16 protein-coding genes and 2 pseudogenes are annotated in these 21,978 nt (G+C 74.1%); 13 read left to right on the top strand and 5 right to left on the bottom strand.

Features of this window, described 5'->3' with window-relative positions:
• Window positions 1-5: 5 nt before the first annotated feature.
• Window positions 6-2,612: a DNA topoisomerase (ATP-hydrolyzing) subunit A gene (locus tag KVS67_RS02965; protein WP_036336994.1), complete on the bottom strand. Its 2,607-nt coding sequence runs from the start codon at window positions 2,610-2,612 to the stop codon at window positions 6-8.
• Between the two features lie 48 nt (window positions 2,613-2,660).
• On the opposite strand from KVS67_RS02965, the gene KVS67_RS02970 reads away from it, so the two are divergent.
• From KVS67_RS02970 to KVS67_RS02980, 3 genes are read left to right on the top strand one after another with little or no spacing between them, the layout of a single operon-like run.
• Window positions 2,661-5,390: a GNAT family N-acetyltransferase gene (locus KVS67_RS02970; RefSeq protein ID WP_036382814.1), complete on the top strand. Its 2,730-nt coding sequence runs from the start codon at window positions 2,661-2,663 to the stop codon at window positions 5,388-5,390.
• A gap of 57 nt (window positions 5,391-5,447) precedes the next feature.
• Window positions 5,448-6,116 carry a DUF5998 family protein gene (locus KVS67_RS02975; protein WP_036382843.1) on the top strand — a complete coding sequence of 223 codons (669 nt, stop codon included), beginning with the start codon at window positions 5,448-5,450 and terminating at the stop codon, window positions 6,114-6,116.
• On the top strand, window positions 6,113-7,294 hold the full coding sequence (locus tag KVS67_RS02980; protein WP_036382815.1) for an alkaline phosphatase family protein: 1,182 nt from the start codon (window positions 6,113-6,115) through the stop codon (window positions 7,292-7,294). Before KVS67_RS02975 ends, KVS67_RS02980 begins: the two co-directional genes overlap by 4 nt.
• Window positions 7,295-7,324: 30 nt before the next feature.
• Here the strand turns inward: KVS67_RS02980 and sepH are convergent, their stop codons facing one another.
• The gene (gene sepH / locus KVS67_RS02985; RefSeq protein ID WP_036382816.1) at window positions 7,325-8,749 is read right to left on the bottom strand and encodes a septation protein SepH; all 1,425 of its coding nucleotides are present in this window, start codon (window positions 8,747-8,749) and stop codon (window positions 7,325-7,327) included.
• Between the two features lie 291 nt (window positions 8,750-9,040).
• On the opposite strand from sepH, the gene KVS67_RS02990 reads away from it, so the two are divergent.
• Window positions 9,041-9,340: a DUF4193 domain-containing protein gene (locus KVS67_RS02990; RefSeq protein WP_002858157.1), complete on the top strand. Its 300-nt coding sequence runs from the start codon at window positions 9,041-9,043 to the stop codon at window positions 9,338-9,340.
• A gap of 19 nt (window positions 9,341-9,359) precedes the next feature.
• On the opposite strand, the gene KVS67_RS02995 is transcribed toward KVS67_RS02990, so the two are convergent.
• Window positions 9,360-9,902, bottom strand: coding sequence for a DUF3093 domain-containing protein (locus KVS67_RS02995; RefSeq protein ID WP_036382817.1), 543 nt, complete (start codon window positions 9,900-9,902; stop codon window positions 9,360-9,362).
• 117 nt (window positions 9,903-10,019) lie between these two features.
• On the opposite strand from KVS67_RS02995, the gene dut reads away from it, so the two are divergent.
• The 4 genes from dut to KVS67_RS03015 are packed head-to-tail and all read left to right on the top strand — an operon-like array spanning window position 10,020 to window position 12,317.
• Window positions 10,020-10,502 (top strand): dUTP diphosphatase, encoded by a 483-nt coding sequence (gene dut, locus KVS67_RS03000; RefSeq protein WP_036382821.1) that lies wholly within the window; start codon window positions 10,020-10,022, stop codon window positions 10,500-10,502.
• On the top strand, window positions 10,499-11,275 hold the full coding sequence (locus KVS67_RS03005) for a DUF3710 domain-containing protein (protein WP_036382823.1): 777 nt from the start codon (window positions 10,499-10,501) through the stop codon (window positions 11,273-11,275). Before dut ends, KVS67_RS03005 begins: the two co-directional genes overlap by 4 nt.
• Window positions 11,272-11,589 carry an OB-fold nucleic acid binding domain-containing protein gene (locus tag KVS67_RS03010; protein WP_036382824.1) on the top strand — a complete coding sequence of 106 codons (318 nt, stop codon included), beginning with the start codon at window positions 11,272-11,274 and terminating at the stop codon, window positions 11,587-11,589. Before KVS67_RS03005 ends, KVS67_RS03010 begins: the two co-directional genes overlap by 4 nt.
• Window positions 11,590-11,612: 23 nt before the next feature.
• Window positions 11,613-12,317, top strand: coding sequence for a DUF3159 domain-containing protein (locus tag KVS67_RS03015; protein ID WP_020625079.1), 705 nt, complete (start codon window positions 11,613-11,615; stop codon window positions 12,315-12,317).
• On the opposite strand, the gene KVS67_RS03020 is transcribed toward KVS67_RS03015, so the two are convergent.
• Window positions 12,269-12,982, bottom strand: a complete 714-nt coding sequence (locus tag KVS67_RS03020) for a TrkA family potassium uptake protein (RefSeq protein WP_036382825.1) — start codon at window positions 12,980-12,982, stop codon at window positions 12,269-12,271. The genes KVS67_RS03015 and KVS67_RS03020 overlap by 49 nt on opposite strands.
• Complete coding sequence (locus KVS67_RS03025) at window positions 12,979-13,680, bottom strand: TrkA family potassium uptake protein (RefSeq protein WP_020625081.1); 702 nt, start codon at window positions 13,678-13,680, stop codon at window positions 12,979-12,981. The genes KVS67_RS03020 and KVS67_RS03025 overlap by 4 nt, the downstream gene beginning before the upstream one ends.
• Before the next feature lie 134 nt (window positions 13,681-13,814).
• Here KVS67_RS03025 and KVS67_RS03030 point away from each other — a divergent pair, with 134 nt between their 5' ends.
• From KVS67_RS03030 to KVS67_RS03050, 5 genes and pseudogenes are all read left to right on the top strand, one after another.
• Complete coding sequence (locus KVS67_RS03030; RefSeq protein WP_036382845.1) at window positions 13,815-15,767, top strand: APC family permease; 1,953 nt, start codon at window positions 13,815-13,817, stop codon at window positions 15,765-15,767.
• A gap of 159 nt (window positions 15,768-15,926) precedes the next feature.
• Window positions 15,927-17,399 (top strand): class I SAM-dependent RNA methyltransferase, encoded by a 1,473-nt coding sequence (locus KVS67_RS03035; RefSeq protein WP_020625083.1) that lies wholly within the window; start codon window positions 15,927-15,929, stop codon window positions 17,397-17,399.
• A 201-nt stretch (window positions 17,400-17,600) separates the two neighbouring features.
• Window positions 17,601-20,303, top strand: a complete 2,703-nt coding sequence (acnA, locus tag KVS67_RS03040) for an aconitate hydratase AcnA (protein ID WP_036314132.1) — start codon at window positions 17,601-17,603, stop codon at window positions 20,301-20,303.
• 248 nt (window positions 20,304-20,551) lie between these two features.
• A pseudogene (locus KVS67_RS03045) lies at window positions 20,552-21,251 on the top strand (transposase); the annotation flags it as partial.
• Window positions 21,252-21,620: 369 nt separating this feature from the next.
• Window positions 21,621-21,978 (top strand): annotated as a pseudogene (locus KVS67_RS03050) (transposase); the annotation flags it as partial.

The raw sequence follows: 21,978 nt of genomic DNA on the forward strand, positions 1-21,978 counted from the left end.
CCTGATCAGTCCGCGGACACGGCCACGGCGTCGTCCTCGGCGGGCGGGGCCGAGACGAGGTCGGGGGAGGCGCCGGCACCGACGGCCTCGATGCGCTGGTCCACGGGCACGCCCGAGCCGTCCCGACGCCCGTACTCGATCGGCAGCGCGCGGGCCACCCCGGCCCGCGAGGCCGCGAGCGCGGGCGCAGCGCCGATCCAGCCGAGCTCGAGGCCGCTCTCGCCCTTGAGCAGCCGGTGGGCGCGCACGCCGCCGGTGCCGCGGCCCTTGGCCGGATACTCCCCGAGCGGCGTGACCTTGACGGAGCCCGGGGCGGAGCCGAGCACGTCCGCCTCGCCGTCCGTCACGGTCACCACGACGGCGGGCCGTGGGTGGGCGGCGGCGTCCGCACCGGTCTCGGTGAGGGAGGCGGCGGGGGCCACCCCGAACGCGAGCACCGTGTCCCCGGCGGCCAGCCGGATGCCCGCGACACCGCCGCCGGCCGGGCCCTGGGGGCGCACGGCGGAGGCGGCGTAGCGCAGCAGCTGGCCGGTGCGGGTGAGGAAGACGAGCTGGTCGGCCTCGTCCGGGGCGGGGGCGGCGCCGACCACCGCATCGCCGTCCTTCAGGGCGACGGCGTCGACGACCTGGCGGTTCAGGGGCCATTCCGGCCGGACGCGCTTGACGACCCCGTGGGCGGTGCCCAGCGCCAGGACGGCGTCCAGGGGGACCAGGGCCACGAGCGTCTCGCCCTTGGCCAGGGGCACCAGCTCCGCGGCGGGGACGGCCGCGGTCATCGCGGGGGCCGCGGACGGCTCGCCGGCCACCGGCAGGTCGACCGCCTGGAGGCGGTGCAGCGCGCCGGCGGAGGTGAGGGCCCCGATCTCACCGCGGGCCGTCGTCGGGACCACGGAGGCGAAGGCGTCGTGCTTGCGGCGCCGGCCCTGCGGGGCGATCGGCGTGCGGTCCGCGGTGCGCAGCAGGCGTCCGGAGGTGGAGAGCAGGGCCCAGCACGCCGTGTCCGGGACCATCAGGTCCGCCCCGGCCTCCGCGGCGCCGGCGGGGGTGGGCCCGGACGGTGCGGGCCCGGCGGCGGGGGCCGCGGCGGTCTCGGCCTCGAGCAGGACCGTGCGCCGGTCGTCGCCGTGCTCGTCGGCGACGGCCTGCAGCTCGGCCGAGACCACCTCACGCAGCCGCGCGTCGGAGGCGAGGATCGCCTCGAGCTCGGCGATCGCGGCCTGCAGCTCGTCGCGCTCGGCCTCCAGCTCGATGCGGGAGAATCTCGTCAGCTGGCGCAGCCGCAGCTCCAGGATGTGGTCGGCCTGCACCTGGGTGAGGTCGAAGACGCCCATGAGGCGGGTGCGCGCGGCCGTGGTGTCGTCCGAGGAACGGATGATCTCGATGACCTCGTCGATGTCCACGAGCGCCAGCAGCAGGCCCTCGACGAGGTGGAGGCGGTCGCGGTGCTTGCCGAGGCGGTGCCCGGTGCGGCGCCGCACCACGTCCAGACGGTGGTCCACGTAGACCCGCAGCAGGGGCAGCAGGCCCAGGGTCTGCGGCTGGCCGTCGACGAGCGCGACGTTGTTGATCCCGAACGTCTCCTCGAGCGGGGTGTGCCGGTACAGGGCGGCCAGCACGGCCTGGGGGTTGAACCCGGACTTGAGCTCGATCTGCAGGCGCAGCCCGTTCTTGCGGTCCGTCAGGTCCACGACGTCGGCGATGCCGCTGAGCTTCTTCGCGTCGACGCCGGCCTTGATCCGCTCGATGACCTTCTCGGGGCCCACGCCGTACGGCAGCTCGGTGACGACCAGGCCGGTGCGCCGCGCGGAGACCTGCTCCACGGCGACGGCGGCCCGCATGCGGAACGTGCCGCGGCCGGTCGCGTAGGCGTCGCGGACGCCGTCGAGCCCCACGATCCGGCCGCCCGAGGGGAGGTCGGGGCCGGGGATGTGGGCCATGATCGCCTCGAGGTCCGCCTCGGGGTCCGCGAGCAGGTGGCGCGCGCCCGCCACGACCTCGCGCAGGTTGTGCGGGGCCATGTTCGTGGCCATGCCGACGGCGATGCCGGTGGTGCCGTTGACGAGCAGGTTGGGGTAGGCGGCGGGCAGCACGGCCGGCTGCTGGAGCTGGTTGTCGTAGTTGGGGACGAAGTCCACGGTGCCCTCGTCGAGGTCCGCGGTGAGCGCCAGGGCGGCCGGGGCCATGCGGGCCTCCGTGTAGCGCGGGGCCGCGGGGCCGTCGTCGAGCGAGCCGAAGTTGCCGTGCCCGTCCACCACGGGCAGGCGCAGGGAGAACGGCTGGGCGAGGCGGACCATCGCGTCGTAGATCGCGGCGTCGCCGTGGGGGTGCAGCTTGCCCATCACCTCGCCCACCACACGGGCGGACTTCACGTGGCCGCGGTCCGGGCGCAGGCCCATGCGGGACATCATGTAGAGGATGCGCCGCTGCACCGGCTTGAGGCCGTCGCGCGCGTCCGGCAGGGCGCGCGAGTAGATCACCGAGTAGGCGTACTCGAGGAAGGACGCCTCCATCTCCTCGGAGACGTCGACGTCGACGATGTTCTCCTGCTCCAGCGGCAGCGGGCGCGGGGCGTCCTGCTCGGCGGGGCGGGAACGGGATGAACGGGCCATCATGGTGGTCGGGGAGTCCTCACGGCGTCGGGGATTGTCTACAGTGATCCTATGGGTGAGACCGAAGCCGTCCGCGGATATCCCTCCCACTGGGAGGCCGATGTGGTGCTCCGTGACGGTGCGACGGCCCACCTGCGGCCCATCTCGCCCGAGGACGCCGCCGAGCTGCAGCGCATGCACGCCGGGCAGTCCGAGAACTCCATCTACCTGCGCTACTTCACGTACAAGTCCGAGCTGAGCGCCAAGGACCTGGACCGGTTCACCCACGTGGACCACCGGGACCGGGTGGCGTTCGTGATCACCCGCGGCGGCCGACTGCTCGGCGTGGGCCGCTACGACCGCTACGGGGACTCCGACGCCGCGGAGGTCGCCTTCAACATCTCCGACGCCGCGCAGGGCCGCGGACTGGGCTCCATCCTCATGGAGCACCTCGCCGTGGCCGCCCGCGAGAACGGCATCCGCCGCTTCACCGCCGAGGTCCTGCCCGAGAACCGCAAGATGCTCTCGGTGTTCCAGGAGTCCGGCTTCGAGGTGACTCGCCGCTTCGAGGACGGCGTCGTGGCCGTCGAGTTCCCCATCGACCCCACCGCCCGGTGGCGCGCCGTCGTCGAGTCCCGCGAGCACCGCGCCGAGTCCCGCAGCGTCGCCGAGCTGGTCGAGCCCGCGTCCGTGGCCGTCGTCGGCGCCTCCCGCGATCCGCAGGCCGTCGGCTCGCTCGTGCTGCGCCACGTCCTCGAGGCGGGCTTCACGGGAGCCGTCCACGCCGTGAACCGCGCCGCCGAGGACGTCCAGGGCCTCACCGCCCACCGCTCCCTGGCCGACATCGGCGAGCCGGTCGACCTCGTCGTCGTCGCTGTGCCCGCCGACGAGGTCGAGGCCCTCATCCCCGAGGCCGCCGCGGCCGGGGCCCAGGGCCTCGTGGTCCTCACCTCGGGCTACGCCGACGCCGGCGCCGAGGGGCTCGAGGCCCAGCGCCGCCTGGTCTCCCTCGCCCGCGCCCACGGCATGCGCGTGATCGGCCCGGCCTCGGCCGGCCTGGTCCGCACCGACCCCGCGATCCGCCTCAACGCCTCCCCGTCCCCGGGCCTGGCCCAGCGCGGCCCCGTCGGGCTGTTCAGCCAGTCCGGCGCCGTCGGCGCCATGGTCTCCGCCGGCGTCAAGCGCCGCGGGGTGGGGATCTCCACCTCGATCAGCGCCGGCAACCGTGCGGACGTCTCGGGCAACGACGCCATGCAGTTCTTCGAGGCGGACCCCCACACCGCCGCCGTCGGTGTGTACCTCGAGTCGTTCGGCAACCCACGCAAGTTCTCCCGCATCGCCCGGCGGCTCTCCCGCACCAAGCCCGTCGTGGTGGTCCGCTCCGACGTCACCGGGCGCTTCCTGCCCCCGGGCCACGAGACCCGCACCACCCAGGCCCCCGAGGGCACCGTGGACTCGATGCTCGACCAGACCGGCGTGCTCGAGGCCCACACGCACGAGGCCATGCTCGACATCCTCATGGCCGTGGCCAGCCAGCCGCTGCCCACGGGCCACCGCGTCGTCCTCGTGGCCGACTCCCTCGCCCTGGACCGGCTGGGCCGCGACGCCGCGGCCGAGGCCGGGCTGGAGGTCACGGCCACCGTCGGCCTCGTCGGCAGCGAGCAGGGCATCGCCCCGCCCGCCGAGACGCTGGTCTCCGCCGTCCGGGACGCCGTCCGCCACGAGCAGGCCGACGCCGTCGTGGTGCTGGCCCGCCTCGGCCTGCACCAGGCGGACGACGAGCCGGAGCGACTGGCCCACGCCCTCGCCGACGCGACCCGGGACGCCCGCATCCCCGTGCTCGGCTGCCTGACCGACGTCGTCTCCCCGCGCTACCGCGGGGCCACGCTCGGCGCCGCCGGTCCCGTCGACGACGACGCCGAGCCCGGCTCCCTGCAGCCCGGTCTGCCCTTCTACCCGTCGCCGCAGCAGGCCATGACCGTGCTCGGCGCGCTCGCGGACTACGTCCACTGGCGCCGCCAGGAGGTCGGCGAGCCGCTCGAGCCGACCGGCCTGCACCCGCACGAGGCCGAGGAGCTCGTGGAGGCGGCCGCCGCGCGTGCCGAGGGCACCGAACTCGTCCGGCTCTCCGACGAGGAGACCGAGACGCTGCTGGGCCACTACGGGATCACCGTGCTGCCCTCGGCCCGGTTCGAGACCGCCGACGAGGCCGTGGCGGCCGCCGAGCGGCTCGGCTTCCCCGTGGCGCTCAAGGCCGTGGACCCCCACCTGCGGCACCGACTCGACCTGGGCGGCGTCCGCCTGAACGTGGTGGACGCCGACTCCCTGCGCCGCAACGTCGAGCACATGCGCCGTCTGCTCGCGCCGTTCGGCGTGCGCGAGCTCGAGGTCCAGGCCATGGCCCCCGCCGGCCAGGCCTGCATGCTCACGGCGCTCGAGGACCCGCTGCTGGGCCCCGTGGTCTCCTTCGGCATCGCCGGCGACGCCACGGACCTGCTGGGGGACTGGGTGCACCGCGTGCCCCCGCTCACGGACCGGGACGTGGCCCGCATGGTCCGCGCCCCCCGCGCCGCCGTGAAGCTGCGCGGCACCGGCGGGGTGCCCTCCGTCAACCTCGCCGCGCTGGAGGACCTCGTGGGCCGCGTCAGCGTCCTCAAGGACGACCTGCCGCAGGTCGCCCGCCTGCGCTTCGCGCCCGTGCTGGCCGCCCCCGAGGGCGTGACGGTGCTGCAGGCCGAGGTGCACGTCGCCAACGCGGCCCGCCGCACCGACTCGGCCCGGCGCGCGCTGCGCGGCCGCTGACCGGGCCGTCCACAGCGGGCCCGGACGGCCCGGCACCGGACCCGTAGCATGGGGGACATGAGCCCGTTCCGCAGGAGTCACGAGCCCGGCCGTCCCGACCACCGCCCCGACGCCCCCGAGGCCGAGGGCCGGCAGCGCGAGGCCCGCACCCTGGACGGCAGCGGCGGCCTCGACGCCTCGCTCGTCCGCGCCGGCTTCTACCCGGACCTCGTGGCGCACGCCATCGCCGTCGAGCTCGAAGGCCGCACCCCGGACGCGCACCTCGTCCACGTGGACACGCACTTCGACTACGAGGAGATCCACCGGCACATCACGGCCCTCGTGCTCGCCGGGGACACCCTGCTGGCCGTCCACCTCGACGACCACGCCGCCGACCCGGCCGGCCAGGCGGTCCTCGCCCAGGTCTCCACCGAGATGGTCCCGGTCCGCGCCCTCGGCTCCGTGGTCCTGACCACCGGCCACGCCGACCCCGCCCGCTTCCGGCCGTCCGACCCCGTGGCCGAGATGACCCTCGGGCTGATGTGGGCCGGAGGCCAGCGACTGGACCTGCAGCCCGCCGGCTGCGCCGACCCCCAGTGCGACCTCGACCACGGCTACACCGGCACCGCCACCCGCGAGGACCTCGTGATCCGCGTCGCCGCCGACGCCGACGGGCAGGGGGCCGTCGACGGCGCCCTGGCCTTCGCCCGGGCCCTGCGCCGCGCCCACCTGGCGGCCACCACGTGACGGGGCCCGCCCTCCCCGCGGGCGTGGTCCCCGCCGACCGTGCCCTGCGCTCCGTCCTGACCTCCGCCGCGGCCGCCCTCGGTGTCCCGGGCTGTGAGAACGCGCTCGCGGTCCCGGCGGGCCGCCGCGTGGTCGTCGCCCTGGTGGACGGCCTCGGACGGTCCCTGCTGAAGCGCTTCGGCGGCCACGCCCCCACGCTGCGCTCGGCGATGGCCGACGGCGGCCGCGTCCTCGAGGTGGCCGTGCCCACCACGACGGCCGCCTCCCTCACGAGCCTGGGCACCGGGCTGGACGTCGGGGAGCACGGCGTGGCCGGCTACGACGTGCTCGACCCGGACCGGGACGTGGTGATCAATCAGCTGGGCGGCTGGGACGAGGCCACCGACCCGGTGGGGTGGCAGCCGAAGCCCACCGTGTTCGAGCGCGCCGCCGCGGCCGGCGTGGACGCCGTCACGGTCTCGCTGCCCGCCTTCGAGCGTTCGGCCCTGACACGGGCGGGGCTGCGTGGCGGCCGGTTCGTGGCCGGTCGCACCCTGATCGCCCGCGCCCAGGCCGCCGAACGCGTGATGAAGGACGCGCGCATGCCCACGCTCGTCTACTTCTACGTCAACGAGCTGGACAAGGCCGGCCACCGGGACGGCGTGGGCTCGGAACGGTGGCTGCACGCCCTCGAGGAGATCGACGCGGCGGTGCGGCGCCTGGTGGACCGCGTGCCCGCCGGGACGGTGGTGCTCGCCACCGGCGACCACGGCATGGTCGACGTGCCGCCGTCGCGCCGCGTGGACTACGCCGCCCTGGACGAGGCCGGGGAGCTCGCCGACCCCGCGCTGCTCGAGGGGATCGCGCACACCGCGGGGGAGCCCCGCCTCGTGCAGCTGCACTTCCGGTCCGACGCGGGTCCGGACGTGCGCGCGAGGGTGCGGCGCACCTGGGCCGAGCGCTACGGGGCGCACGCGTGGGTGCTCACGCGGGACGAGGCCGTCGACGCCGGCTGGTTCGGCGCCGTCGTCGAGGACCGGGTCCGTGCCCGCATCGGGGATCTGCTCGTCGCCGTGCACGGGGATCTGGCCCTCTACGACGGCCGGCGGGTGCCCCCGCACGCCTTCGAGATGGTGGGCCAGCACGGCGCGCCCACGCGCGCCGAGCGGGAGGTCCCGCTGCTCACCTGGCACCGCTGAGCCCGCCCCGCGGCCGGGGCCGGGCCGGGGTCAGTCGCCCTTGCGGCCGAAGACGATCTCGTCCCAGCTGGGCACGGACGCGCGGCGAGCGGCCGAGCGGGCCCGGGGGCGCGGCGTGACGGTCGGCATGGCAGGGCGCGCGGCACGCTCGCGAGGCGCGGGCTCCGCCCCCTCGTCCTCGACACCCGCGTCCGCGACGTCTGCGGCAGTGTCCTCGGCGCGGTCGGTCTCGGCGGCCGGTTCCGGCGCGTCGACGACCGGGGCGTCGTCGGCGGTCGTCAGGGCCCCCTCGGCGTCGACCGGGGCGAGCCGCTCGGGCGCCTGGGCGGCCTCGCGCCGACTCCGGTCCTGGTGCTCGCGAGCGATCAGGTGCGCGAGCGCGTCGTCCGACTCCAGGTCCGCGCCCACACGCTGACCCCGGCGCACCCGCAGGATCTCCAGCAGATCGGCGTCGCGGTCGGCGGCCGGGGAGTGCGCACCCGCGGGGGTCACGGCGTCCTCGGCGTCCACGTCGTCCGTCACCGGTTCGGCCGCGGGGGCGCGGGGGACCAGGTCCCAGGCCTCCGCCTCGGACAGGGCGCGGGCCCAGGCGTTCTCGGGTTCGAGGTGGCGTCCGGCCGGGCGGAACGTCCAGAGCGCCGGCGGCTCCTCGCGGGTGGGCAGACTCCTCGCACCGGCCACGGCGAACCGGGCGGCCACGGTCCAGCCGGCCTGGTCCTCGCGCCACGCGTCCCACTCGAGGCTCGCCTCGTCCACGCCCAGCTCGGCGAGCCGGTGCGCGGCGAGCTCGCCGAGCGTGGTGGGGCCGCCGTCCTGGACGAGGTCCGAGTAGAGGTCGGGCCCGCCGACCCAGACCTCGACGGCGCGGGCCTGCCGGGCGATCCAGTCGCGCTCGGCCAAGACGGGGTGACCGTAGGTGCGGATGCGCGAGAACGCGTTCCCGCTCTCCCGGGCCACCTGCTCCACGGAGGCGCCCGCACGGATGCGCTGCTGGATCTCCCGGGGGGTGAGGGGCACGGCCTCCTGGGTCGCGGCGGCCTTGACGGACTCCTGGTCGGTCAGCGGCGCCGGGGTCGGTCCGTCCGCGGTCGAGTCGTCGGCCACGGGCCGCGGGTCGATCCGCGGGGTGAGCGCGAGGTCCTCGTCCGGCCGGGCCGGGCCGGAGGGCGCCTCGGGAGCCCGCTCGTCCTCCTCCGCGGCATCGTCGGCGTGCGTCGCCGCGTCCACCGGTCCCTCGGCGTCCTCGTCGTCCGCCCCGGGGACGTCCATCTCCGTCATGTCGTGCCAGGCCGCGGGGCCGTCCTCGGCCGGTCGCCCGTCCTCGGGCGCGGCGCCCTCGATGACCAGCCGGCGCAGATAGGGGGAGAGGGGGAGCGTGTGCTCCTCGCCCTCGGGCCCCGACAGGCGCAGCGCGTCGCCGTCCTCGGTGGGTCCGGTCAGTCGCAGCTCTGCCATGGCGGTGGTCCCTCCCACATCGTGTTCTGGTCACCGGGCATGCGGACGCCCGGCCGGGCATGCCCCGATCCTAGCCGCCGTGCCGCAGACCACGGCCCGGGCGAGGGACGAGCGCCCGCGCGAATCCGCCCTGGGCGAGCGTGCCCGACAACATTTGGCACGGGTTCGGCCATGGTGCACAATCTACGCGCAACGGCGCAGGCCGGTGACGCGTGGTCCGCCCACGACGCCGCCCGCGCAGTGCCGGCACCGGTCCCGGTGCCGTCCCCCACCAGCGGAGCGTGAAACCCCATGGCCACTGACTACGACGCCCCTCGCAAGAACGAGGAAGAGCTGAGCCAGAACTCCATCGAGGAGCTGAAGGCACGGCGCACGGACACCCAGTCCGCCGTCGTGGACGAGGACGAAGCGGAGGCCGCCGAGGGGTTCGAGCTGCCCGGCGCCGACCTCTCGGGTGAAGAGCTGATGGTGCGGGTGCTGCCCGCCCAGTCGGATGAGTTCACCTGCGCCTCCTGCTTCCTGGTCCGCCATCGCTCGCAGGCCGCGCGTGAGAAGAACGGCCTGATCTACTGCACCGACTGCGAGGGCTGAGCCCCCGCCGCCGGGGCGGTCAGCGGCCCTCGGCCGTCCCCTCCTGCCGGGCCATGGTCCCGCCGAGGGCCGCGACCAGCTCCTCCGGACGCCGGGTGCTGGTCAGCCAGTAGGGTGTGCGGTCGCGCTCGTCGGTCAGCTGGATCCGCACGACGGGCGCGATCCAGCCGCGCACGTTCACGAAGGCCAGCCCGTGCAGCAGCGGGCCGCGCTGGGCCCGGGCGTCCTCGCCGCGATACCCCGTGACCTGACCGACGTGGTGCCGTTCGATGCTGGCGCGGCCCACCTGGAGGGTGCGTTCGCGCACCACGATGCGCGGGGTGGTGGCCACCAGGATCAGGACCTCGACGGCGAAGAACGCGACGGCGGCCGCGATGCCCACCCCGAGGTCGATCGGCGCGAACACGAGTATCGTCAGCGCCGCCAGCATGAGCGCCACGGCCCAGACCCCCGGGGAGGGCGTCAACCGCTCCTCGAACAGGACCGGATCGGGTCCCGCCGCAGCGCCCTCGGGGGCGCGGCGGGAGGCATCGGCGACGGGGTGCTGCTGGGGATCACGCATGGGTCCCAGCTTCCCACATCCGGACTCCGGTCCCGCCGCGCGGCACCGGCAAGGGCGCCCGCCCGGCCGCCTCGACGCGGCCCCGGGCCGACGGGTGCTCGTGTAGGGTCGGGCCTCGTGACCGACTCCGCCGAGCTGCCCGTGCCCCTGCACGCCCTCGATCCGGGCCTGGCCCCGCCCGCCTACGCGCAGCCGGGCGACGCGGGCGCGGACCTGCGCACCGCCGTCGACGTGACCCTGGCCCCGGGTGAGCGTGCCCTCGTGCCGACCGGCGTGGCGCTGGCCATCCCGGAGGGCCACGCGGGGTTCGTGCACCCCCGCTCGGGCCTCGCGGTCCGCCACGGCCTGAGCGTCGTCAACGCCCCCGGCACCATCGACGCCGGCTACCGCGGCGAGATCAAGGTGCCCCTGATCAACCTGGACCCGACCGAGCCGATCGTGCTGCGCCGCGGCGACCGGATCGCCCAGCTCGTGCTGCAGCCGGTCGTGCGGGCCCGCTTCGAGCCCGTGGACGCGCTGCCCGACTCCGAACGCGGGGCCGGCGGCTTCGGCTCGACCGGCGGCTTCACCGCCGACACCACCCCTGGGAGGACGTCGTGATCTTCGGACGCAACCGCACCGTGCGCCACGAGCAGGTCAGCCTGCCGGCCGAGCTGCTGGAGGAGCGCGACCTCGAGATCGCCGCCGCGCCGGAGGCAGCCGACGTCGGTCCGCACGACGTCGCCACCCGCCCGGATCCCGCCGGCATGATCGACCTGGGGTCGCTGCGCCTGCGGGCGGTCCAGGGCATGAAGCTGCGCCTCGACGTCGAGGACGCGACGAAGCGGATCGTCGCCGCCACCGTCAGCCTCGGCCGCTCGGCGCTGCAGGTCCAGGCGTTCAGCGCCCCGCGCCGCACGGGTCTGTGGGACGACCTGCGCGCCGAGCTGCACGACTCCCTGTCGACCACCGCCCATGCGACCGTGCAGGAGCAGACCGGCCGCTTCGGCATCGAGATCCTCACGCGCGTGCCGGCGGCGCTGCCGGACGGCTCGCCGGGGTGGAACGTCGCCCGGTTCGTGGGCGTGGACGGTCCGCGCTGGTTCGTCCGCGGTGTGTTCCACGGCGAGGCCGCCTTCCAGCCGGAGGCCGCTGAGCCGCTGGAACAGGTGTTCTCCGACCTGGTCGTGGTGCGGGGCGACGAGCCGCTCCCGCCGCGCGAGCTGCTGCCCCTGCGTCCGCCTCCCAACGCGCGCCCGCTGCAGCGTCGCCGCCCGGCCCCGGACGAGGGCCGGGACGTGCTCGCGGACACCGCCGCCGGCCCGGGGGACGGCACGGCACCGGAGGCCACCGCGCTGCCCGAGCGCGGTCCGGAGATCACGGAGACCCGGTGAGCCCCGCCGTCGCGGCCCGCCCGACCGGCACCGCGGGCCGCATCGAGCGCCGCGGCGTCATCGCCTCCGTCACGCTGCCCGGCGTGGACGAGGCGACCGTCTTCCGCGCGGTCTTGGCCGACCGCCTGCCCGCGCCCGGGAGCATGGCGCCCGCCGAGACGCTGCAGCTGGTCTGGCACGGGCGGCGCCGCGTGCCCGGCGTCATGCCGGGGGAGTGGCTGACGGTCCGCGGCCGCGTCACCCAGATGGATGGCGTGCCCACCCTGCACAACCCCGAGTTCGACCTGGTCGACGCGCCCGAGGCCACGCTCTGAGCACGGCCCCGAGAGGAGAGCCCATGACCGAGCCGCGTGGCCCCGTCACCGCCGCCCCGGACGGGGCCGGCCCCCTGCCGTCTCGAGCCCGCCTGGACGAGCGCGGCCGCCTCGACGCGCTGGGCAGCGTCGGTGGCTGGCGCGGCATCGTCGAGGCCTCCCTGCCCACCCTCGTCTACATGGTCGGCTACGTCGCCACCCAGCAGGTGTGGCCCTCCGGCGTGGCGGCCGTCGCGGTCGCACTCGTGCTGGGCGTCGCGCGCCTCGTCCAGCGCCAGTCGCCGGTCCAGGTGCTGGCCGGCCTCGCCGTCGTCGTCCTGTCCGTCGTGGTCTCCCTGACCACCGGCCAGGCCCGCGACTACTACCTGTGGGGCTTCGTCACCAACGCCGCCTACGGCCTCGCGTTCGCGGTGTCCGTCCTCGTGGGCTGGCCCGCGGCGGGCCTGGTGCTCGGCCTCGTGCGCGCCGAGGGCACCCGCTGGCGGGCCCACCGGCGTCGGCGCCGCGCCTACGCCGCGGCCACCTGGATCCTCGTGGCCGTGTTCGCGCTGCGCCTGGCGGTGCAGGTGCCCCTCTACCTCGGGGACGCCGTCACCGCGCTCGGGGTGGCCCGCCTGGTGATGGGCCTGCCGCTCTATGCCCTGGGGCTCTGGCTCGCCTGGTCCGTCAGCTCGCCCGGTCAGGACGACGGCGTGCCGGCGGACTCCGCCGCCTCCGAGCGTCCCTGAGCGCGGCCCTCGCCGACGAGGAGGCGACGCAGGGCCGGCTCGGCGGAGCCGGCGGCCAGGAAGAAGAGCTCGTCGCCCACCTCCAGGACCTCGTCCGCCGACGCCTGCCGGGGGGCGCCGTCGCGCACGACCGCCACGAGCGGAGCCTCCTGCGGCCAGGACACGGTGCCGATGCGCCGGCCCTCGAGCCAGTGCTCCGCCGGGACCCGGAACTCGGACAGCGCCGCGCCGCCGGCCTCCAGTCTGAGCAGGCGCACGAGGTCCCCGGTCTCCACGGCCTCCTCCACGAGCGCCGTCATGATCGAGGGGGTGGACACGGCCACGTCCACGCCCCACGACTCGTCGAAGAGCCAGTCGTTGAGCGGGTTGTTGACGCGAGCCACGGTGCGGCCGACGCCGAACTCCGAGCGGCTCAGCAGGGAGCACACGAGGTTGACCCGGTCGTCGCCGGTCGCCGCGACGAGCACGTCCGCCTCCAGGGCGCCGCACTGCTCGAGCACGGTCAGGTCGCACGCATCCCCGAGGACGAGGCGTGCGCCGCCGACGTCGGCCTTGCGGGCCGCGTCCGTGCGCGCCTCGACGACGACCACCTCGTGGCCGTGCGCGTGCAGCTCCCGCGCGATGGAGGCGCCCACGGCGCCGGCTCCGGCGATGACGGCCCTCATGCCCGTCCCTCCTCGTCCTCGTCCGTGCCGTCCGGCACGCGTGCCTCGCCCTGCAGGGCGGCCTCCACCTGGTCCCGGCGGTCCACCGGGTAGACGGCGTGCAGCACGTCGCCCTCCTGCAGGCGGTCGCCCGGCCGGGGCAGCTGGCCGTCGCCGAGCCGGGTGAGGTAGGCGATGCGCATCCCCACCGTGGACTCGACGTCGGTCAGCCGACGGCCCCACCACGAAGAGTGGGGGACCAGCTCGGTCACGAGCAGCCGGCCGGAGGCGTCGCGGTGCTCCGCGTCGGCGGTGCCGGCCGGCAGCAGCCGGTGCAGCACCTGGTCGGCCGTCCACTGGATCGAGGCGACCGTGGGGATGCCGAGGCGCTGGTACAGCCGGGCCCGGTCGGCGTCGTAGATGCGCGCCACCACGTGGTCCACGTGGAAGGTCTCGCGGGCCACGCGGGCGGCGATGATGTTCGTGTTGTCGTCCGCGGTCACGGCCGCCAGGCCCTGCGCGCGGTCGATGCCGGCGGCGAGCAGCGCGGAGCGGTCGAAGCCCACGCCGGCCACGAGCTCGCCGGAGAAGCCGGGGGCCAGCCCCTCCACGGTCCGCGGGTCGCGGTCCACGAGGGCGACGCCGTGACCGGCCGCGTCCAGCGCGGCCGCCAACCGGGTGCCCACCCGTCCGCCGCCGACGATCACGTAGTGGGCCATGCCCGTCCCTGCCTCTCGTGCGGTGCTCCGTGCGCCGGGGAGCCGACGCGCGCTCCATCCTCGCATCCGGCGGGCACGTCCGGGAGCATCCGCGTCGCCGCGGCGTCCGGGCCCGGCGGGGGTACCGTGGTGCGGTGGCCACGCTGTCCTCCCTCCTGCGCCGCGGCCTCCTCGGTCGCCCCGTGACGTCGCACGCCGCCGACGAGCCCCGCATGAACCGGTGGCGGGCGCTGCCCGTGACGTCGTCGAACGCCCTGTCCTCCCTCGCCTACGCCCCGGACGAGGTCATCCTCACCCTGGTCGCGGCCGGCACGTCCGCGCTCGCGCTCGGACCCGCCGTCGGCTGGGCCGTCGTCGCGGTGATGCTGCTCATCGTCGTGTCCTTCCGCGCCGCGGTCGCCGCCGTTCCGCACGGCGGCATCTATCACATGGCCGGCATGAAGCTGGGCCCGAGGGCCGGCGTCGTCGCCTCGGCCGCGCTCCTGCTGGACTTCGTGTTCACCGCCGCGGTCTCCGTGGCCGCCTTCGCCCACTTCGTGGCGGCGCTGGCCCCCGGACTCACCGTCGGCAGCCGCGTGCTGGTGGCCTCGGCCGCGCTCGTGGGCGTACTGCTGGCCGCGCTCCGCGGGGTGCGGCTGTCCCGGTGGGTGCTGCCCGTGCTCGTGAGCGTGTTCGTCGCCCTGACCGCGCTGCTCGTCCTGGCGGGCCTGTGGCAGGAGGGCCGTGGGCTGCTCGGCGCGGCGCCGACGGCCGGCTGGACGCAGGAGGGCGCCGGGGTCGGCGGGACCGTCGGCACCGTGGCGACGGCGCTGCTCGCCCTGCGCGCGTTCAGCGCGGGATCGGTGCTGCTCACCGGCGTCGAGGTGCCGGTCTCGAGCACCCGCCTGATGGCCCGGCCGGCCGTGCCCACGGTGCGGTGGGTGCTCACCGTGATGGCCCTCACCCTCGGCGCGCTGACCGTGGGCGTCATGCACCTGGCCCAGCGCACCGGCGTCGTCGTCGGGCTGGAGCTGGAGAACCTCCGGGACGCCGCGGGTGCCGAGGTCACGCCCGACCGCGCCCCCGCCCCCGTGCTCGCCCAGCTCGCGGACACCGTGTACGGCCCGGGCAGCATCCTGTCCGTCGCCACCATCGCGGCCACCGCCCTGCTCCTGCTGTTCGCGGCCAAGTCGGCGTTCCGCTCGTTCCCCGCCCTGGCCGCGCGCGTGGCCGAGGACGGCTACCTGCCCCGGCAGCTGAGGGTCCGCAGCGACCGGCTGGTGCACACGTGGAGCGTCCTCGGGATGGGGGCCGTGGCCCTCTCGCTCGTGCTGTTCTTCGAGGCCCGGACCGCCCTGCTCGTGCAGCTCTACGTCATCGGCGTGCTGCTGGCCTTCACGCTCGCGCAGGCCGGCATGCTGCGGCTGTGGCGCCGCCGGCTCGTGCACACGCCGGGCGCCCGGGCCCGCGCGGCCGTCCGGCTGCGCCTGATCATCACGGCGGTGGCCTGGGTGGTCACGGCGCTGGCGGGCGTCGTCGTCCTGGTCACCCGCTTCACGCAGGGCGCGTGGGTGGCGCTGCTGGCGATCGTGCTCGGCTCGCTGGTGATGGGGCGGATCCGCCGCCACTACGCGGACGTGGACCGCGAGCTCGCACCGGACCCCCAGGACGACGCGCGGGCCCTGCCCTCGCGGGTCCACGTGGTGGTCGTCGTGACCACGCTGGACCGGCCGGCGCTGCGGGCGCTGGCCTACGCCCGCGCGTCGCGGCCGTCCTCCCTCGAGGCCGTCGTCGTGGACGCCGAGCGCGCCGCCACCCTGGAGGTGATCGACGCCTGGGAGCGTGCCGGCCTGCCGATGTCGCTCACCGTGATCGCCTCGCCCTACCGCGACACGGTGGCCCCCCTGGTGCGGCATGTGCGCGAGCACCGACGCCGCTCCCCGCGGGACCTGACCATGGTGTTCATCCCGGAGTACGTGGTCCGGCCGGGCTGGCGCACGCTCCTGCACAACCGGACCGCCACCCGCCAGACGCGGCGACTGCAGCGGGAGCCGGGCGTGATGGTGGGCTCGGTGCCGTGGCAGGTCCACGAGGGCCAGGGCTCTTGACCGCCCCGGCGCCCCCGGGGAGCGGCGGATGACGCCGTCCGACGGCGCGCCCACGATCGAGGCGACACAGCCGCATCGGTCTGCAAGGATGATGATGATCTGACCAGTCGATGCTCAGGGCAAGACCTGAAGCGCGCTGCGATGCGAGAGGAGCCAGACATGGCAGTCGTCGACACGTCCACAGACGTCACCGGGATCGGGAGGACCATCGAGGTGGAGGTCGGGGCCATGGCCCACGGCGGCCACTGCGTGGCCCGGCACGAGGGGCGGGTCGTCTTCGTGCGCCACGCCGTGCCCGGCGAGAAGGTCCGGGTGGCCCTGACCGAGGCCGAGGACGGGGCCCGCTTCTGGCGCGGCGACGTCGTGGAGGTGCTGCGGCCCTCCGAGTTCCGCCGCATCCACCAGTGGAAGCTCGCGGACATGCTGCGCGCCCACGCCTCGGGTCGCCCGCCCGTGGGCGGCGCCGAGTTCGGCCACATCGTGGTCCCGCACCAGCGCCGGCTCAAGGCCCAGGTCTTCCGGGACACGGTGCACCGCATCGCCGACCTCGCGGTGGAGCCGGAGGTGTGCTTCGCCGGCTCCGAGGACGAGCCCACCGGCCAGCGCTGGCGGACCCGGAACGCGTTCGCGGTGACCCCCCAGGGGCACATCGCGATGCACGCCTACCGTTCGGCGACCCTCCTACCCGTGCGCAACATGCCGCTCGGCGTGCCGGCCCTCGATGCGCTCGCCCTGTGGGACTGGGACTTCACCGGAGCCGCCCGCGTGGACGTCGCGACGCCGGCCTCCGGCTCCCGCCCCCTCGTGCTGGTGACGCCCACCCCGCAGACGCGGGCGGACGAGGTCAAGCTCGGCCGGCTGCGCACCCGGATCCGCCAGGCGGCCAATGCGTGCGGCGTGGACGTCTCCACCGGCCTGGCCCTGCCCGGCCCGAAGCAGTTCCAGCCGGTCAAGGTCGAGCGCATCACCGGCAAGACCTGGGTCGAGGAGACCGTGGAGTCCGAGCGCGGCGGCACCAAGCGCTTCCGCGTCACGGGTGACGGCTTCTGGCAGGTCCACCAGCACGCCCCGGCCACCCTCGTGGACGCGGTGCTCGAGGACGCGCGCGTCGAGCCGGGCCAGGTCGTGGCCGACCTCTACGGCGGCGCCGGCCTGTTCAGCGCGTACCTGGCGGACGCCGTGGGACCCGAGGGCCGCGTGTACTCGGTGGAGGCCTCCCGCCAGGCCTCGAAGGACGCCCGCCGCAACCTGCACGACCAGCCGCAGGCCTCGGTGCTCAACGGCCCCACGGACAAGGTGCTCGGCAGCTGGCTGAAGTACCCCGAGCGTCCCGTGGCGGACGGCGGCCTCGGCGGTGCCGCGCTGGACACCGTCGTCCTGGACCCGCCGCGGGCGGGCGCGGGGCGGCGGGCGATCGAGCGCATCCTCGCGCTCGAGCCGGGCCGCATCGTGTACGTCTCGTGCGACCCCGCCTCGTTTGCCCGCGACCTGGCGTGGCTGCGCGACGGCGGCTACGAGGTGGAGCGCGCCCGCGTGTTCGACCTCTACCCGGACACCCACCACCTCGAGTCGGTGACCGTGCTGGTGCCGGCCGCCCAGAGCGCCCCGGCCGCGGCCGTCGTCGAGATCTGACCCGGCATCCGCGTGGCGGCCTGCGGGCCGCCGCGCGCCATGCCCGCGTCACACGGGACCGGCGCGGTACCCTGGGACGCAGTGCGGCACCTGTGACGCAGACGACGCCCGTCCCGGACGGGGCGCGGTCCGCGGCCGCGGGTGACCACCCCCCACTGGACGAGCGCCCGGAGGAAACCGGGCGGGAAGAGGAGTCCTCTCGTGACCACCGTCGACAGCTTCGGCTCCAAGGGCGTCCTGGACGTCAAGGGCGCCGAGTATGAGATTTTCCGTCTGAACAAGGTCGAGGGGGCGCAGAAGCTGCCCTACTCCTTGAAGGTGCTGCTGGAGAACCTGCTGCGCACCGAGGACGGCGCCAACGTGACCGCCGACCAGATCAAGGCCCTGGCCGCCTGGGACCCGAACGCCCAGCCGGACACCGAGATCCAGTTCACGCCGGCGCGCGTGATCATGCAGGACTTCACCGGCGTGCCCTGCGTCGTGGACCTGGCCACCATGCGTGAGGCCATCCAGGACCTGGGCGGCGACCCGGAGCGCGTGAACCCGCTCTCCCCGGCCGAGCTCGTGATCGACCACTCCGTGCAGATCGACTCCTTCGGCAACGACGCCGCCATCGAGCGGAACATGGAGATCGAGTACGAGCGCAACGGCGAGCGCTACAAGTTCCTGCGCTGGGGCCAGACCGCCTTCGACGACTTCAAGGTCGTCCCCCCGGGCATGGGCATCGTCCACCAGGTCAACATCGAGAACCTGGCCCGCACCGTGATGACCCGCGAGGTCGACGGCGTGCTGCGCGCCTACCCGGACTCCTGCGTCGGCACCGACTCGCACACCACCATGGTCAACGGCCTGGGCGTGCTCGGCTGGGGCGTCGGCGGCATCGAGGCCGAGGCCGCGATGCTCGGCCAGCCCGTGTCCATGCTGATCCCGCGGGTCGTGGGCTTCAAGCTGACCGGCAGCATCCCGTCCGGCGCCACCGCGACCGACGTGGTGCTGACCATCACCGAGATGCTCCGCCAGCACGGCGTGGTCGGCAAGTTCGTCGAGTTCTACGGCGAGGGCGTCGGCTCCGTGCCCCTGGCCAACCGCGCCACCATCGGCAACATGTCGCCCGAGTTCGGCTCCACCGCCGCGATCTTCCCGATCGACGAGGTCACCCTCGACTACCTGCGCCTGACCGGCCGCTCCGAGGAGCAGGTCGCCCTCGTGGAGGCGTACACCAAGGAGCAGGGGATGTGGCACGACCCGTCCTCCGAGGTCGCCTACTCCGAGTACCTCGAGCTGGACCTGTCCACCGTGGTGCCCTCCATCTCCGGCCCGAAGCGTCCCCAGGACCGCATCGAGCTCACCGACTCCAAGGACCAGTTCCGCAAGGACCTGCACAACTACGCCACGCAGGACGAGGCCGGCGAGGGCCGCCCGTCCAAGCTCGTGGACGTGGCCATGCCGGACGGCCGCCAGTTCCAGCTGGACCACGGTGCCGTGTCCATCGCCTCGATCACCTCGTGCACCAACACGTCAAACCCCTCCGTGATGATGGCGGCCGGCGTGCTGGCCCGCAACGCGGTCGCCAAGGGCCTGAAGTCCAAGCCGTGGGTGAAGACCTCCGTGGCCCCGGGCTCCCGCGTGGTGACCGACTACTACGAGAAGTCCGGGCTGCGCGAGTCCCTCAACGACCTCGGCTTCAACGTGGTCGGCTACGGCTGCACCACCTGCATCGGCAACTCCGGCCCGCTGGAGTCCGAGATCTCCGAGGCCATCCAGGAGAACGACCTGTCCGTGACCGCGGTGCTCTCCGGCAACCGCAACTTCGAGGGCCGCATCAACCCGGACGTGAAGATGAACTACCTGGCCTCCCCGCCGCTGGTGGTCGCCTACGCCCTGGCCGGCACCATGGACTTCGACTTCGAGAACGAGGCCCTGGGCCAGGACACGGAGGGCAACGACGTCTTCCTCAAGGACATCTGGCCGGACCCGACCGAGGTCCAGCAGATCATCGACGCGTCGATCGACACCGAGATGTTCACCTCGCAGTACGCCACGATCTTCGACGGCGACGAGCGCTGGCAGTCCCTGGAGACCCCCTCGGGCTCCACCTTCGAGTGGGACGAGAAGTCCACCTACGTGCGCAAGCCCCCGTACTTCGAGGGCATGACCATGCAGCCGGACCCGGTGTCGGACATCTCCGGCGCCCGCGTCCTGCTCAAGCTGGGTGACTCCGTGACCACGGACCACATCTCCCCGGCCGGCTCCTTCAAGTCGGACACCCCGGCGGGCCGCTACCTGCTGGAGAACGGCGTGCAGCGCAAGGACTTCAACTCCTACGGCTCCCGTCGTGGCAACCACGAGGTGATGATCCGCGGCACGTTCGCGAACATCCGCATCAAGAACCAGCTGCTCGACGGCGTGGAGGGCGGCTTCACCCGCGACTTCACCCAGGAGGGCGCCCCGCAGGCCTACGTGTACGACGCGGCGCAGAACTACGCCGAGCAGGGCACGCCGCTGGTGGTCCTGGGCGGCAAGGAGTACGGCTCCGGCTCCTCCCGTGACTGGGCGGCCAAGGGCACGGCGCTCCTGGGCGTCAAGGCCGTGATCACCGAGTCCTTCGAGCGCATCCACCGCTCGAACCTCATCGGCATGGGCGTGCTGCCGCTGCAGTTCCCCGAGGGTGAGAACGCCGACTCGCTGGGCCTGACCGGCACCGAGACCTTCGACATCTCCGGCATCACCGCCCTCAACGAGGGCACCACGCCGAAGACCGTGAAGGTCACGGCCACCGGTGAGGACGGCAAGGTCACCGAGTTCGACGCGGTCGTCCGCATCGACACCCCCGGTGAGGCCGAGTACTACCGCAACGGCGGCATCCTGCAGTACGTGCTCCGTCAGATCGCCTCGAAGGCCTGATCCACGGGACACAGCCCGCGCGCGGGCATCACGACGGCGACCCGCCGCCCTCCGCACGGAGGGCGGCGGGCCGCCGTCGTCGTGGGCGCCGGGGCCGAAGCCGGTGCAGGACCGCTCTTCATCCCCCAGTGCAGGGACCGGCCAACCCTTGGGCCAGACGGTCCTCGGGCGTGTCTGACAATGAAGCCGGGGGAAGGCCGGCACCCTCGAAGACACGGTCCCGGTTCCAGATGCTCTCCCACGCCCCCACAGGCCGGCAGGGCCGGCCTTTCGCCGATGCCGTCACGATGGTCGACGCCATCATCCACCGGTACAGGTGCATCGATCCCCTGGCGGGACCTGCCCGAGATCTACGGGCCCTGGCTGAGTCGTGTGGACCTGGCACGGCCGCATGGCCGAAGAGGGCACGTGGGACACGGTGCTGGCAACACTGACCGCCGCAGCGGATGCCGAAATCGTGATCGATTGGTCGGTCTCGGTGGACTCCACGATCGCCCGCGCCCATCAGCACGCGAGGAACACCACCCGGCTCACAGGGGGCTGGATCGAACGACAAGGAATCCGCGTGAAGAGCCCGCCGACCACGGCCTCGGGCGCTCACGGAGCGGGCTGAGCACGAAGACCCATCAGCTGGTCGACGGTGCTGGGCGAGAGGGCGTACTCCTCGCGGGCGATCGGCACCCATCTGCGCGCCGGTGGCATCAAGGCCGTCCTCCCCAACCGGCTGACCAGCAGGGCCACCGCAGACGCCGCGGCTCGGCCGGCGGCCGACCCGTGGGCCTGGACTCGGAGGCTTACACGGGCCGGAACGTGATCGAGCGCCAGGACGCGCACCTGAAGCAATGGCCGGGCCTGGCGAGCAGGTACGACGAGTACGCGATCGTGTACTGGGCTGCCGTGGTCCTGAATGCTGTGCTCGCGTGGTCGACGGCATTGTCGGACACGCCCGAGTGGCGTGTTCGAACTGATCGACGATCCAGGTCAAGTGCTCGAGAAGCTCGGCGAGGCTCAGCACCGGCAGGTATGAGCGTGAGGACCTGGACAGAGAGGATCCCCCGAAATGCACATCGTGAAACAGAGTGAGCGATGTAGTGCTCTTCAGTTGGCACTGGTTGATATTGGTCGACGAGGCTTCAGCCCGGTCTGGTGATGCCCTGCGATGACTCTGAAGCCGGCTCTCGGGCGAATCCTCACATCGGGACGCCGAGACCCTGTGGGAGTCCAAGGATGGGACTGGGCTGACCCCGTTTCGTAGGTCCAGTCGTTATGAGAGTCGTCCTGTTGCCCGCGGTCGCGGGCAGGGAGACTGGTCAGATCATGACGAACAGCAGGAAGCGTCACACCCCCGAGCAGGTCGTCCGTAAGCTCGGGCAGGCCGACAGGATGCTCGCCGATGGTCAGGACGTCGCGGCGGTGTGCCGGGAGCTCGGGGTGTCCGAGCAGACGTACTACCGGTGGCGGAACCAGTACGGCGGCCTCAAGGCCGACGACGCAAAGCGCCTGAAGGAGCTGGAGAAGCAGAACGCGACCCTGAAGCGTCTGCTCGCGGAAGCGGAGCTGGAGAAGGCCGCGCTCAAGGAGCTGGCTGAGGGAAACTTCTAAGCCCGGACAGGCGCCGCGCCGCCGTCGATCACCTCAAGCGCAAGTTGCGGGTGAGCGAACGGATGGCGTGCCG

Source organism: Micrococcus sp. GbtcB5 (genome assembly GCF_019091605.1).
Lineage (GTDB): Bacteria > Actinomycetota > Actinomycetes > Actinomycetales > Micrococcaceae > Micrococcus > Micrococcus luteus.

Excerpts from the sequence above, each read along its gene's own strand:
- KVS67_RS02965 (WP_036336994.1), bottom strand. The coding sequence starts at position 2,612 with ATGATGGCCCGTTCATCCCGTTCCCGCCCCGCCGAGCAGGACGCCCCG.
- KVS67_RS02970 (WP_036382814.1), top strand. The coding sequence starts at position 2,661 with ATGGGTGAGACCGAAGCCGTCCGCGGATATCCCTCCCACTGGGAGGCC.
- KVS67_RS02975 (WP_036382843.1), top strand. The coding sequence starts at position 5,448 with ATGAGCCCGTTCCGCAGGAGTCACGAGCCCGGCCGTCCCGACCACCGC.
- sepH (WP_036382816.1), bottom strand. The coding sequence starts at position 8,749 with ATGGCAGAGCTGCGACTGACCGGACCCACCGAGGACGGCGACGCGCTG.
- KVS67_RS02990 (WP_002858157.1), top strand. The coding sequence starts at position 9,041 with ATGGCCACTGACTACGACGCCCCTCGCAAGAACGAGGAAGAGCTGAGC.
- KVS67_RS02995 (WP_036382817.1), bottom strand. The coding sequence starts at position 9,902 with ATGCGTGATCCCCAGCAGCACCCCGTCGCCGATGCCTCCCGCCGCGCC.
- KVS67_RS03015 (WP_020625079.1), top strand. The coding sequence starts at position 11,613 with ATGACCGAGCCGCGTGGCCCCGTCACCGCCGCCCCGGACGGGGCCGGC.
- KVS67_RS03020 (WP_036382825.1), bottom strand. The coding sequence starts at position 12,982 with ATGAGGGCCGTCATCGCCGGAGCCGGCGCCGTGGGCGCCTCCATCGCG.
- KVS67_RS03025 (WP_020625081.1), bottom strand. The coding sequence starts at position 13,680 with ATGGCCCACTACGTGATCGTCGGCGGCGGACGGGTGGGCACCCGGTTG.
- KVS67_RS03035 (WP_020625083.1), top strand. The coding sequence starts at position 15,927 with ATGGCAGTCGTCGACACGTCCACAGACGTCACCGGGATCGGGAGGACC.